The 13,048-nt window shown below is 62.1% G+C and carries 11 protein-coding genes; 9 read left to right on the top strand and 2 right to left on the bottom strand.

The window, feature by feature from the left end; translation table 11 throughout:
* The first annotated feature begins 3 nt into the window (after positions 1–3).
* From mfd to ACCAA_RS20610, 6 genes are all read left to right on the top strand, one after another.
* Complete coding sequence (gene mfd / locus ACCAA_RS20585; RefSeq protein WP_245754709.1) at positions 4–3,477, top strand: transcription-repair coupling factor; 3,474 nt, start codon at positions 4–6, stop codon at positions 3,475–3,477.
* Positions 3,478–3,485: 8 nt separating this feature from the next.
* Positions 3,486–4,559 (top strand): 3-deoxy-7-phosphoheptulonate synthase, encoded by a 1,074-nt coding sequence (locus ACCAA_RS20590; RefSeq protein WP_186409122.1) that lies wholly within the window; start codon positions 3,486–3,488, stop codon positions 4,557–4,559.
* A 215-nt stretch (positions 4,560–4,774) separates the two neighbouring features.
* Positions 4,775–4,960: a hypothetical protein gene (locus ACCAA_RS20595; RefSeq protein ID WP_186409123.1), complete on the top strand. Its 186-nt coding sequence runs from the start codon at positions 4,775–4,777 to the stop codon at positions 4,958–4,960.
* A gap of 234 nt (positions 4,961–5,194) precedes the next feature.
* Positions 5,195–5,833 (top strand): acrylate utilization transcriptional regulator AcuR, encoded by a 639-nt coding sequence (gene acuR, locus ACCAA_RS20600; RefSeq protein WP_186409124.1) that lies wholly within the window; start codon positions 5,195–5,197, stop codon positions 5,831–5,833.
* Positions 5,834–5,885: 52 nt separating this feature from the next.
* A complete protein-coding gene (gene acuI / locus ACCAA_RS20605; protein WP_186409125.1) occupies positions 5,886–6,869 on the top strand; it encodes an acrylyl-CoA reductase (NADPH) in 984 nt (327 codons plus the stop codon).
* A gap of 48 nt (positions 6,870–6,917) precedes the next feature.
* Entirely contained in the window at positions 6,918–7,499 is a 582-nt protein-coding gene (locus ACCAA_RS20610; protein WP_245754710.1) for a dimethylsulfonioproprionate lyase family protein, read from the top strand.
* Here ACCAA_RS20610 and ACCAA_RS20615 read toward each other — a convergent pair.
* A complete protein-coding gene (locus ACCAA_RS20615; protein WP_186409126.1) occupies positions 7,481–7,945 on the bottom strand; it encodes a tRNA (cytidine(34)-2'-O)-methyltransferase in 465 nt (154 codons plus the stop codon). The two genes, ACCAA_RS20610 and ACCAA_RS20615, sit on opposite strands and share 19 nt — an antisense overlap.
* A 103-nt stretch (positions 7,946–8,048) precedes the next feature.
* Here ACCAA_RS20615 and ACCAA_RS20620 point away from each other — a divergent pair, with 103 nt between their 5' ends.
* Positions 8,049–8,492, top strand: coding sequence for a universal stress protein (locus tag ACCAA_RS20620; RefSeq protein ID WP_186409127.1), 444 nt, complete (start codon positions 8,049–8,051; stop codon positions 8,490–8,492).
* A gap of 42 nt (positions 8,493–8,534) precedes the next feature.
* Here the strand turns inward: ACCAA_RS20620 and pdxR are convergent, their stop codons facing one another.
* Positions 8,535–10,043 (bottom strand): MocR-like pyridoxine biosynthesis transcription factor PdxR, encoded by a 1,509-nt coding sequence (gene pdxR / locus ACCAA_RS20625; protein WP_186409128.1) that lies wholly within the window; start codon positions 10,041–10,043, stop codon positions 8,535–8,537.
* Between the two features lie 177 nt (positions 10,044–10,220).
* On the opposite strand from pdxR, the gene ACCAA_RS20630 reads away from it, so the two are divergent.
* The gene (locus ACCAA_RS20630; RefSeq protein WP_186409129.1) at positions 10,221–11,675 is read left to right on the top strand and encodes an NAD-dependent succinate-semialdehyde dehydrogenase; all 1,455 of its coding nucleotides are present in this window, start codon (positions 10,221–10,223) and stop codon (positions 11,673–11,675) included.
* Between the two features lie 32 nt (positions 11,676–11,707).
* Entirely contained in the window at positions 11,708–13,015 is a 1,308-nt protein-coding gene (gene gabT / locus ACCAA_RS20635) for a 4-aminobutyrate--2-oxoglutarate transaminase (protein ID WP_186409130.1), read from the top strand.
* The last annotated feature ends 33 nt before the right edge of the window (positions 13,016–13,048 follow it).

A 13,048-nucleotide genomic window follows, 5' to 3' on the forward strand; every position in this document is an offset into this window, starting at 1 on the left:
CAGATGTCGAGTCGCGAGTCGTCTTCCTTGTCATTGCCGCTTCCCGTGTCGCCGCTGCCAGCCATCGGCGAAAAGCTTCATTTCCCCCCGTTTGCCGGCTCGGCCGACGCGCTTCTGATCGCCAGAGCGGCAGCGGGCGCCGGTATCGGCGCCCGGCGGCGCATGCTGGCGGTAGTGACCGCCCACGCCAGCGATGCCCAGCGCCTGCTGGACGAAATCCCGTGGTTCGCCGCCGATCTGCGCGTACGGTTGCTGCCGGACTGGGAAACATTGCCCTATGACGGCTTTTCGCCACACCACGATCTCGTCTCAGAGCGCCTGGCAACGCTATATGCCGTCACCCGCGGCGATTGTGACGTGCTGCTGGTACCCGCCAGCACCGCCGTTTACCGCCTTTCGCCGCCAGCCTATCTGGCCGCCTACACCTTCTTTCTCAAGCAGGGCGAAAAACTCGATTCGGCGCAGTTCCGCGCCCAGCTGACGCTTGCCGGCTACGCTCATGTCACGCAAGTCGTCGCGCCGGGCGAATACTCGATCCGCGGTGGCATCGTCGACCTTTTCCCGATGGGCTCACCACTACCTTACCGTCTCGATCTCTTCGACAACGAAATCGAAAGCATCAAGACCTTTGACGTCGATAACCAGCGCACGCTCTATCCGGTGCCTGAAGTCCGCCTGCTGCCGGCGCGCGAGTTTCCGCTCGATGACCAGGGACGCGCGCGTTTCCGCCAGCGCTTCCGCGAAATCTTCGAAGGCGACCCCGGCCGCTCGCGGATCTACAAGGATGTCTCGAATGGCGTTCCGCCAGCGGGTATCGAATACTGGCTGCCGCTTTTTTTCGAGGAAACGGCCACCCTCTTCGACTACCTGCCGAAACAGACCGTGCTTTGTCTGCACCGCGACGTGCCCGAAGCGATTCGCACCTTTTGGCGTGAGGCGCAGTCGCGTTACACCATGCTCTCAGGTGACCGAACCCATCCGCTGTTGCCGCCAGCCGATCTTTTCCTGGCCGAGGAACCCTTCTTCGTCGCCGCCAGGTCCTACGCCCGCGTGGACATCGCTGCCGGCGAGTGTGGATTACTGAGTGGGTCGCTCAACGGCCCGGTGCGCAGCTTGCCGTCCCTGGCCGTCGACCGCCGGGCTGAAGACCCGCTGTACCGTCTCAAGGCCTTCATCGACGGCTTCCCTGGCCACGTGCTGCTGCTTGCCGAGACCCCCGGGCGGCGGGAAATGCTGGCCGGACTTTTCGCGGAATACGGACTACACCCCGAACCCTACGCCGGTTTTTCCGAGTTCCTGGCCTCCCGCAGCAAGCTGGCGCTGGGGATGGCGCCGCTGCATGACGGTTTCCTGCTCGATCAACTGGCAATCATCACCGAAGCCGAACTCTACGCCGACAGCCCATCACGTCGCGGGCGCCATGTGGCCCAGCGCAAGGCATCGGTCGACAACTGGCTGCGCGACCTGACCGAATTGAAGATCGGTGCTCCGGTGGTCCATGAGCAACATGGCATCGCACGCTATCAGGGTCTCGTTCTCCTCGACCTGGGTGAAGGCGACACGGAGTTCCTCGAACTCCATTACGCCGGCGATGCCAGGTTGTATGTGCCTGTGTCGCAATTGCACGTCATCTCGCACTACTCGGGCGCTGACCCCGACGCAGCTCCGCTGCACACGCTCGGCTCGCCACAATGGGAAAAAGCCAAACGCCGTGCCGCTCTGCAGGCCCGCGATACGGCGGCGGAGCTGCTCGCTCTCTATGCCCTGCGGGCAGCACGGCAGGGGCACGCCTGTGAGTTCAAGGCTCATGACTACGACGCCTTCGCCGACGGTTTTGGCTTTGAAGAAACGGTCGATCAGGCAGGTGCGATCACCGCGGTGATTGAAGACATGAAGTCGGGCCGGCCGATGGACCGCCTGGTCTGCGGTGACGTCGGCTTCGGCAAGACCGAGGTGGCCTTGCGCGCCGCGTTCTGCGCGGTCGCTGGCGGCCGACAGGTGGCCGTCCTCTGCCCGACCACCCTGCTCTGCGAACAGCATTTCCAGACTTTCAGCGACCGCTTTGCCGACTGGCCGGTGACCATCGCCGAGATCTCGCGCTTCAAGAGCGGCAGGGAGGCCAACCAGGCACTCAGGGAACTGGCCGACGGCAAGCTCGACATCATCATCGGCACGCACCGCCTGCTGCAGAAGGACGTGCAGTTCAGCCGTCTTGGTCTGGTGGTCATCGACGAGGAACACCGCTTCGGGGTCCGCCAGAAGGAGGCGTTGAAGGCGCTTCGTGCCGAGGTTGACGTGCTCACCTTGACCGCCACTCCGATCCCGCGAACGCTCGGCATGTCGCTCGAAGGCCTGCGCGACTTCTCGGTCATCGCCACGGCACCGCAGAAGCGGCTGGCAATCAAGACCTTCGTCACCCGCTTTTCCGACGGCATCATCCGCGAGGCGCTGCTACGTGAATTCAAACGCGGGGGCCAAGTGTACTTCCTGCACAACGAAGTCGACACCATTGAAAACATGCGCGACAAGCTTGCCAAGCTGTTGCCCGAGGCCCGTATCGTCGTCGGCCACGGCCAGCTCAAGGAACGTGACCTGGAGCGCGTGATGCGCGACTTCACTCAACAGCGAGCCAACGTCCTGCTGTGCACGACGATCATCGAGACCGGCATCGACAATCCGCACGCCAACACCATGGTCATCAACCGGGCCGAGAAGTTCGGCCTTGCCCAGTTGCACCAGCTCCGTGGTCGCGTCGGGCGCTCGCACCACCAAGCCTACGCCTACCTGCTGACGCACGACGAGACGGCACTCAGCAAACAGGCTCGCCTGCGACTCGAAGCCATCCAGATGATGGATGAACTGGGTGCCGGTTTCTACCTGGCCATGCATGACCTCGAAATCCGCGGCGCCGGTGAAGTACTCGGCGACAGCCAGTCGGGGGAGATGCAGGAAGTCGGTTTCAATCTGTTCACCGAGATGCTCAACCGGGCCGTCGCGGCGCTCAAACAAGGGAAGGAGCCCGACCCGACGCAAGCGCTGGCGATCGCTACCGAGATAAACCTGCACATCCCTGCCCTGCTCCCCGACGCCTACGCACCGGACGTCCACGAGAGGCTGACGCTTTACAAACGCCTGGCCAACTGCCGCGTGGCCGACGAAATTTCCGCCCTGCAGGAAGAACTGGTCGATCGCTTTGGCGAGTTGCCGCCGCAGGGCCGCGCGCTGCTCGACAGCCACCGGCTACGCCTGCTCTGCAAACCGCTCGGCGTCAGCAAACTCGACGCGACCCTGGAGCAGATCGTCGTGCAATTCGAAGCCGACCCGCCGATCGACCCCATGAAGATCATCAACCTGATCCAGAAGGACCACCACTACCGGCTGGCCGGGCAGGACAGGCTGCTCCTCAAACGCCACTGCCCGACGCTCGCCGACCGTGTGGCAGCGGTCAAAGACCTCGTTCATCAACTCTGCAAGTGACTGTGCCCATGACCATGCTCGACCTCGGCAACATCAACGTTAGCGCCTTCGACCCCATGCCCTCGCCGGAGGAAATCGACGCTCGCCTGCCGCTGCCCCCTGGCGCAGCCAGCGAGGTCATGCGTGGCCGCGAGGTCCTGCGCAACATTCTCGATCGCAGCGACCAGCGCATCTTCGTCGTCGTTGGCCCATGCTCTATCCACGACCCCGTGGCCGGTATAGACTATGCCAAACGCCTGAAGCGGCTCGCTGACGAGGTCAGCGACACCCTCTATCTGGTGATGCGCGTCTATTTTGAAAAGCCACGCACGACGACCGGCTGGAAAGGCTATATCAATGACCCCGACATGGACGATTCCTTCCATGTCGACCAGGGAATGGTCAAGGCGCGCCAGTTCCTGCTCGAACTCGCTGAACTCGGTCTACCGGCGGGCACCGAGGCGCTCGACCCGATTGCGCCGCAGTATCTCGGTGACCTGATTTCCTGGACGGCGATCGGCGCACGCACTACCGAGTCGCAGACGCACCGCGAGATATCGTCGGGCCTGTCGACCCCGGTCGGCTTCAAGAACGGCACCAACGGCGATATCGGGATCGCCGTCAACGCCATCGTCTCGGCGTCCGGGCCGCACAGCTTCCTCGGCATCAACGGACAGGGACGCACGTCGATCGTGCGCACGCGTGGCAATCGTTACGGTCACCTGGTCTTGCGCGGTGGCGACGGCCGACCCAACTATGACACGGTCAGCGTACAGATGGCCGAACAGGCGCTGCGCAAGGCGGGTTTGCCGACCAACATCGTGGTCGACTGCTCACATGCCAACAGTTACAAGAAGCATGACCTGCAGCCACTGGTCATGGCCGACGTCGTCAATCAGGTACGTTTGGGCAACCGGTCGCTGGTCGGCATGATGATCGAATCGAATCTGGTGGCCGGCAACCAGCCGATTCCCGAGGATCTCTCGCAGCTCACCTACGGTTGCTCGGTCACCGACGCGTGTGTCGATTGGCAGACCACCGAGAAGATGATCCACGATGCCGCCAGTCTGCTGCACGATGTTCTACCGGGGCGAACAGGCTAACGGGTCATGGTCAAGCCGCCATACCGGCGGCGTCACACGCCCCCCGCGTAAGCCTTCTGACGCCAGGCCTCGAAGCCACGAGGCCGGTCACCGAATCCACCCACTCCTGCAGTCCGAAATACTGGACCGCAATGGCCCCGCCGCCGATTCCGGTGACCACGGTGCTGATGACGCCGACTGCCCATTCCCGATGCGTTCGGAGTGGCGTCATCAAGATGAGCATGATCCTACATTCCGCTGCTGAGACCTCGGTCGGATGGCTGAAAGCCAGTATCGGCAAACGTTTGCGACCGAGTTTTGCAACTGCACCCCAGTTCCATTTTGGTGTCCGTCAGCTCTCTGAAAAACCGTTTGACGATGGTCACTTAGCGTTCTTCGGTGTCTTCAACGGAGGAATCTAGGATGATGTCTTTCCGCTCGTCCGCCCACGCTGCGGCGGCGAAATGCGAGTCATCGCCACCGACCAGGAGCGCGGCTCGAAGTCACAGCCGACAGCCATCCCCACACACGACAATACAATTCCCAGGCACCCGAGCCCGAAGGCACGGCGCCGGACAGCGCTGGCTTGCCAGCCACGAACGTTTTTTTGCTTCCCCTCTGGTATTTATTAGCCGATCGGTCTAATATAACCATCCATGGACACCGTCAGCTTGATTCCGCGTCGTCGAGGCCGCCCGCCAAAGCGCAGCGATAGCCCGTTCGCCACCCGCGAGTTACTGCTGCGGGCGGGCGTTGAAGCCCTTACCGAAAAAGGCTTCTCGGCGACGGGTATCGACGAGATCCTGCGCCGCGTCGGCGTTCCCAAGGGGTCCTTCTATCATTACTTCGACAGCAAGGAAGCTTTCGGCGCCGCCTTGATCGATTCGTATGGCGCCTACTTTGCTCGCAAACTGGAACGTTTTCTTGCCGACCCGGCGCACCCCCCGCTCGACCGCTTGCGCGCTTTCATCGCCAATGCGCAGGCCGGGATGGCCCGGTACGATTACCAGCGCGGCTGCCTGATCGGCAACCTCGGGCAGGAGATGGGCTCGCTGCCGGAATCGTATCGTGCGCAACTCGGTGGCGTGTTTGCCGATTGGCAGGAGCGACTGGCACGCTGCCTTTCGGCAGCACAAGAAGCGGGCGAGATTTCAGCGGCGGTCGATTGCCTGGAACTGGCCGCTTTTTTCTGGATTGGATGGGAGGGAGCAGTGCTCCGGGCAAAGCTTGAGCGCCATCCACTGGCACTCAATATTTTCTCGGAAGGGTTTTTCGCCGGCGTCTTATCGCGGTGATTTTTTTACATATTATTAGACGACCAGTCTAATCACACAGAAGGAGCAGCAAATGTTCAAAGGCATTCTCATCGAGAAGGACGACGCGGGCTATCGCGCCGCACTCCACGACATCGACGAGTCGCAACTGCCCGACGGTGATGTGACCGTGCGGGTGAGTCATTCGACGCTCAACTACAAGGATGGCCTGGCCATCACCGGCAAGGGCCCGGTGGTACGCAAGTTCCCGATGGTTCCCGGCGTCGACCTGGTCGGCACAGTCGAGGCGACCAGCCACGCAGAGTACAAGGTCGGCGACGCCGTCGTGCTCAACGGTTGGGGCGTCGGTGAGGGCCATTGGGGCGGACTGGCGCAAAAAGCACGTCTCAAGGGCGAATGGCTGGTACCGCTACCTAAGCAATTCACCCCGCAGCAGGCAATGGCCATCGGCACTGCCGGTTACACCGCGATGCTCTGCGTGCTCGCCCTCGAACGCAATGGCGTGACTCCGGACAAGGGCGAGATCCTGGTCACCGGCGCTGCCGGTGGCGTCGGCAGCGTCGCGGTTGCCGTCTTGTCCAAGCTCGGTTACACGGTAGTCGGCGTCAGCGGTCGGCCGGAGGAGAGCGATTACGTCAAGCGACTGGGAGCGACCGAGGTCCTTGAACGTTCGCTCTTCTCGTCGCCGGGCAAGCCTTTGGCAAGGGAACGCTGGGCGGGAGCCGTCGACGTCGTCGGGAGCCATACCTTAGCCAACGTTTGTGCGACGACCAAATACCGTGGCGTCGTCACGGCCTGTGGTCTGGCCGGCGGAATGGACTTCCCGTCGACCGTCGCGCCCTTCATCCTGCGCGCCGTGACCCTGGCCGGCGTCGATAGCGTGATGTGTCCGCGCCCGGATCGTCTGGTCGCCTGGCAGCGCCTGGGCCTTGATCTGGACGTCGCCAAGCTCGATCTGATCACCAATGAGATCGGCCTCGCCGAAGCCATTCCGATGGCCAGCCAGTTGCTCGACGGCAAGGTGCGCGGACGCGTAGTGGTCGACGTAAATCGCTAGCGGCAGGCGCGGTGCCCGGCGCGAGCCGGGTCCGGACAACCCACCAATGTGAGGAGAACAGACTGGTCTTCGGTTGGCTGGATTCCCTTCTACGCGGAAAATCCGGCCGCCGGTAGCGACCGTTTCCGCGGCGGCTACCTCTACGCCGAGCTGATGGGTCCGTGGGGCGACCTGCGCATCAAGGAGATCGACGGCGAAAAGGTCGGCGCCGAGATCGGCATGACCGTGCAACTGTTCAATACCGCCTACCCCTTCCACTATCACCACCCGCAGGAAATCTACATGACCCTGACCAAGCCTCAATGCATCGACCAGAACAAGTATATGGTCATGCACTGGGACAGCGATCAGTTCACACAGGAACGCAAGGACAAGGGCTGGCAGGTGGCCATTGACGGCTCGCAGGGAAAATGGAAGAAGTGGTTTGCCAATCAGGACTCGAACAAGGAGTGGCTGACCTACTTCGAACGTAACGCGATCCATGCCTTCTACTCCATCGACGGCTGCAATCAGACCATCAAGAACTCCGGTCTGGTCACCGTCTGGGCTCGCTCGACGGCGCAGGACAACGAGCAGAGCACCCGCCTCTGTCGGCCGCCATACCTGCGGCATCACGCGCCCCCCGCGTAAGCATTCTGACGCCAGGCCTCGAAGACCACCACCGCGACAGAATTCGATAGGTTGAGGCTGCGCTGGCCGGGTAGCATGGGCAGCCGTAGTCGCCGTTGATCAGGGAATTCGGCGACGATCCCCGCCGATAGGCCACGGGTTTCGGCGCCGAACACGAACACGTCGCCGGGCAGAAAGGCTTGGCCGGAGATCGTTTGAACGGCGCTGGTCGTGCAGGCAAACAAGCGCCGCCCAGCGAGCGCAATGCGCAAGCTGGACCAGTCGTCATGCACCCGCAGTTCGACGTATTCGTGATAGTCGAGTCCGGCGCGGCGCAGGTTCTTGTCTGCCAGGTCGAAACCGAGCGGTTTCACCAGATGCAGCCGACAACCGGTATTCGCGGCGAGTCGGATCACGTTGCCGGTATTGGGAGGGATCTCCGGCTCGACCAGGACGATTTCGAACATTTTTTTGTGTGCCTTTTCTCTCAGATTGACGACAGTTCATCAAGGCTCCTATACTGCCACTGCGTGTCCTTGGGTTTTCTATCCTTTACCGGGAGCACATCATATGTTCAAGAACATCCTCATCCCAACCGACGGTTCGGTTCTGTCGCTCAAGGCGATCAAGGCTGGCATCAAGTTGGCACAATCGCTGGGGGCAAAGGTCACCGGCTACTACGGGATAACGGCGCTGCAGCCCTCAGCCTTCGGCGACGGCGACCTGATCGACAAAAAAATGGTGGATAAGCTCGACCAGGTGGCACAGGCCGCGGGGGAGAAGTACCTCGCTCGTATCGCCAAGGCCGCCGCAACTGCCGGCGTCGCGTACACCGGGCTGGTCACCAAGACACCGACGGCTTACGAAGGAATCATCGACGCGGCGAAGAAAAACAAGTGCGATGCTGTCTTCATCGCCTCGCGCGGTCGCAGCGAGATCAAGAATCTGCTGCTTGGCAGTGTGACACAGAAGGTGCTGTCGCACTCCAAAGTGCCGGTGATCGTCTTCCGTTAACTGACGGCAAGAATCCTGACGCAAGCGGTCAATGAGCGCTGTTCATTGCCGGTCTCGCGGTGCGCGAACAGACTCGTGCTCGCGTCGACTCCTTCGTTCGACGGCTGTGCACAGGATGTCGGCGGCAGCGTCGATGGCCTTGGCGTCAACCGCAGCAAATCCGAGAATCATCCCGGACCGGCACTGCCGAGAATCCGCGTAATACATGGATAGCGGACGCAAGACGATGCCTGCGGCAAGCATTTCGCTGGACAGCGCCACGTCGTCGAGCGCTTGATTGAAAAAGTACGGAAGGTGCAAACCGGCCAGGCCTCCAGTGGTGCTCACCAGGGCGCCGAGCCGAGATTCGATGGCTTTGCGGAGCACGTTGCGCCGCTCCTGATAGATGCTTCGAACCCGTCGCAGGTGGGTGGTCAGGTGCCCCTCGTCGATGAATTCGGCGAGCGCGGCCTGTTCGATCAAGCGCCCTTCCCGGTAGAGTTCGGCATTGCCGATGGCAAACGCTTCGGCCAGGTGTTCGGGGACCACAAGGTAGGCCAGGCGCAAGCCGGGAAACATGGTCTTGCTGAAAGTGCCCAGGTAAAGGACTCGTTGCGACCGCGCCTGACCGAACAGTGAGCCGATAGCGTACGGGTGATAGCGGATCTCATTGTCGTAGTCATCTTCTATGACCCAGGCGTTATGCTCCTCGGCCAGTTCCAGTAGCTTGATTCGCCGACTGAGCGACATCACCACCCCGGAGGGATATTGACTCGATGGCGAGACGAAAATCAGGCGCGGCGGTGACGCCGGAGCGGTTGGCAGCGAGATGCCCTGCTCGTCCAGCGGGATCGGTTCAATGTGTAGTCCGGTGGCTCGCAAGACGTTGCTGGCGCCCCAGTATCCCGGGTCCTCCATCCAGACCAGATCCTTTTCATCGCAGAGCATCCGCGCGCACAGGTCAATGGCCTGATGCGAACCGTTGAGGATGAGGATCTGCCGCGGGGAACAGGACATCATTCGCGATGCTCGCAGGTACTCCGCCAATACTGCCTTCAACGGCCCATATCCGCCGTGGCCATAGCGTGCCAACTGGCGGTGTTCATGGCCAATGTACTTGGACAAAAGGCGCCGCCAGGTCGCGAAGGGAAACAGACTCACGTCCGGCACCCCGGGCACAAACGCACCGCTTTGAATCGGACTGCTGGTCGCGTGCTGGGCGATCTCGGCTCCGCGTCGCGACAGGGGTCTACCTTGCCTCCACGGGCGCCCGCGCTGCGCGTCGCCCGGCCCTGCGAATGAGAGGGCTTCCGAGACCAGAGTTCCGGAACCTCCGCGGCTCTGCAGATACCCTTCCACGCGCAGTTTCTCGTAGGCCCTCACCACCGTGCTTCTGCTGAGCCCGAGTTCGGAGGTCAGCGCGCGGGTCGGCGGGAGTGGGCTGCCCGGTGGCAATTCACGGTCGAGAATGAGGCGCCGAATCACAAGGTACAGGTTTGCCGGTGATCCGGGTTCATTGGCCTGGCCTTCTAGGCGAGAGCGGATCAGTTCCGCGCAAAGCGACTTGTCCATCGGTGACCTCGCCAAATTGGTATCGTGATTGTCGCAACAATTGGTTCAGTCTGGAACTGTTTGCGCCTGTACAGTAGCGCCAATTCGGGATGCGCAGGTAAAGGCTGCCTTACGCCCCGGTGACCGTGACCATGAAAGTCGCGCGAGCGATTGAACCAGCCAACAGGAGATAAGTCTTTGGACCTTGCCGATAAATCACTGCTCAAGCAGTTGTGCTACATCGATGGCGAATGGGTGGGCGCTGATAGTGCGCGGACCTTCACCGTGACCAACCCGGCTACCGGGGAGCCCCTGGCCGCCGTACCCGACGCGAGTAGCGCCGAAACCCGTCGCGCCATCGAGGCAGCGCGCGTTGCGCAGCCGGGATGGCGAGCCCGAACTGCCGGCGAGAGGGCGAAGATTCTGCGCCGTTGGCATGAACTGCTGCTTGCCAATCAGGAGGACCTCGCTCGACTGATGACCGCAGAGCAGGGCAAGCCGCTTGCCGAATCACGCGGCGAAATCGCCTACGCGGCTTCGTTCATCGAGTGGTTTGCCGAGGAAGGGAAGCGAATCTACGGGGACATGATTCCCCCGCATCACGCTGACAAACGCGTACTGGTAGCCAAGGAACCGATCGGCGTCTGTGCCGCGATCACGCCGTGGAACTTTCCTGCCGCGATGATCACCCGCAAGGTCGGTCCGGCACTGGCGGCAGGCTGCACGATAGTGCTCAAGCCGGCTGAAGCGACGCCGCTGTCGGCACTTGCGCTGGCCGAGTTGGCGGAGCGAGCCGGTGTCCCCAAAGGAGTCTTCAATGTCCTCACCGGAGACCCGGTGGCCATCGGCGGCGAGTTGTGCGCCAATCCGACGGTGCGCAAGTTGAGCTTTACCGGGTCTACGGAGGTGGGTCGGATTCTCATGCAGCAGTGCGCACCGACGATCAAGAAGCTGTCCCTCGAATTGGGCGGCAACGCACCGTTCATCGTCTTCGACGATGCCGACCTGGATGCCGCCGTGCAGGGAGCGATGCTCTCCAAGTATCGCAATACCGGCCAGACCTGCGTCTGCGCCAACCGATTGCTCGTCCAGGAAGGTATCCACGATGCATTCGTGGAAAAACTTGCCGCCGCGGTGGCCGCTCTGCGGGTCGGCAACGGCGTTGAAGACGGGGTCACACAAGGCCCGCTGATCGACGACGCGGCGCTCGTTAAAGTGGAAGATCTGGTCGCCGATGCTTGCGACAAGGGGGCTCGCATCGTCTGTGGCGGCAGGCGCCACAGCCTGGGGAGAACGTATTACGAGCCAACGATCCTCACCGGAGTGACGCCGGCGATGCGTATCGCTGACGAAGAGGTCTTCGGGCCGGTGGCGCCGGTGTTCACCTTCACGACCGAGGCCGATGCGGTGGCGATGGCCAACGATACCGAGTGTGGTCTGGCGTCGTACTTCTATACCGAGAACCTGGCGCGCAGCTTGCGGGTGGCCAGCGCCCTGGAATACGGCATGGTCGGAATCAACACCGGTCTGATCTCGACCGAGGTGGCACCGTTCGGCGGCATGAAGTCCTCCGGGCTGGGTCGAGAGGGTTCCCGGTACGGAATCGAGGACTACGTGGAAATAAAATACATCTGTATCGGCGGGATCCAATGAACCGCCAAGTCAATTTTGCCAAGGAGATGAACATGAACGCACCGAACGAAAAGCTGACCCTGAAGACCAATTCCGAGTTGATGGCCCGACGCACGGCGGCGTTGCCGAGAGGTGTCGGCCAGGGACACGCGCTGTTCGCCGAAAGGGCCGAGAACGCAGAAATCTGGGATGTCGAAGGCGGCCGCTGGATCGACTTCTGCGCCGGTATTGCGGTGGTCAATACCGGGCACTGCCATCCCCGCATCGTCGCCGCGGCGCGCCAGCAACTGGCAGCATTTACCCATACCTGCTTTCAGGTTGTGGCCTACGAATCGTACGTCGAGCTGTGTGAGCGCCTCAACGCCGCCGCGCCGGGTAGCACGCCGAAGAAATCATTTCTCGTCAATACCGGGGCAGAAGCCATAGAGAATGCCGTCAAGATCGCCCGTGCGGCAACCGGACGCTCCGGCATGATCGCCTTCGGTGGCGGCTTCCATGGTCGCACCATGTTCGGCATGGCGCTGACCGGCAAGGTCGCTCCCTACAAGATCAAGTTCGGACCATTCCCGGGCGAGATCTTCCATGTTCCGTTCCCGAACGCCCTGCAGGGTATCTCGGAAGAGGATTCCATCGCGGCCATCGAACGTCTGTTCGCGACCAGTATCGAAGCCTCGCGCGTTGCCGCCATCTTCATTGAACCGGTGCAGGGAGAAGGTGGCTACGTTCCGGCACCGCTAGGCTTCCTGCGCCGCCTGCGGACACTGTGCGACGCGCACGGAATTCTGCTGGTTGCCGATGAAGTGCAGACGGGCATTGCCCGCTGCGGCAAACTGTTTGCCAGCGAACACTATGGCGTCGAGCCCGACATCATCACCATGGCCAAAGGTCTCGGTGGCGGCTTGCCGGTCGCCGCGGTGGTCGGCAAGGCGCACATCATGGACGCGGCAGACGTTGGCGGTCTCGGTTCCACCTATGCGGGCAATCCGGTGGCGGTTGCCGGAGCGCTGGCGGTGCTCGACGTGGTCGAGGAAGAACAGCTCTGCGCTCGCTCGATGGCGCTCGGTGAGCGCATGCGCACGCGCTTCAGCGCCATGATGGAGCAGTTCTCGACGATCGCCGAGGTGCGCGGACTGGGCGCGATGACGGCGGTGGAGTTCTGCCGCAATGGTGACCCGCGGCAACCGGCTGCGGATATTGCCGCGGCACTGAAGACCGAAGCGGCCAAGCGCGGCTTGTTGCTCCTCTTGTGTGGGCCGCACGGCAATGTATTGCGGGTGATGGTTCCGCTGACCATCTCGGATGCGGTGCTCAATGAGGGCCTGGATATCATCGAGGCGTCGCTGCACGCGTTGAATGCCTGAACTATTGCTCCAGAAGGCGGCCCCCGGCGAAGC

The sequence above is a fragment of the Candidatus Accumulibacter aalborgensis genome (genome assembly GCF_900089955.1).
Lineage (GTDB): Bacteria > Pseudomonadota > Gammaproteobacteria > Burkholderiales > Rhodocyclaceae > Accumulibacter > Accumulibacter aalborgensis.

Bases quoted from the DNA above. Each gene is read 5' to 3' on its own strand.
- acuI (WP_186409125.1), top strand. From the start codon at position 5,886: ATGTTCAAAGGCATTCTCATCGAGAAGGACGACGCGGGCTATCGCGCC.
- acuR (WP_186409124.1), top strand. From the start codon at position 5,195: ATGGACACCGTCAGCTTGATTCCGCGTCGTCGAGGCCGCCCGCCAAAG.
- ACCAA_RS20590 (WP_186409122.1), top strand. From the start codon at position 3,486: ATGACCATGCTCGACCTCGGCAACATCAACGTTAGCGCCTTCGACCCC.
- ACCAA_RS20595 (WP_186409123.1), top strand. From the start codon at position 4,775: ATGAGCATGATCCTACATTCCGCTGCTGAGACCTCGGTCGGATGGCTG.
- pdxR (WP_186409128.1), bottom strand. From the start codon at position 10,043: ATGGACAAGTCGCTTTGCGCGGAACTGATCCGCTCTCGCCTAGAAGGC.
- mfd (WP_245754709.1), top strand. From the start codon at position 4: ATGTCGAGTCGCGAGTCGTCTTCCTTGTCATTGCCGCTTCCCGTGTCG.
- ACCAA_RS20615 (WP_186409126.1), bottom strand. From the start codon at position 7,945: ATGTTCGAAATCGTCCTGGTCGAGCCGGAGATCCCTCCCAATACCGGC.
- gabT (WP_186409130.1), top strand. From the start codon at position 11,708: ATGAACGCACCGAACGAAAAGCTGACCCTGAAGACCAATTCCGAGTTG.
- ACCAA_RS20620 (WP_186409127.1), top strand. From the start codon at position 8,049: ATGTTCAAGAACATCCTCATCCCAACCGACGGTTCGGTTCTGTCGCTC.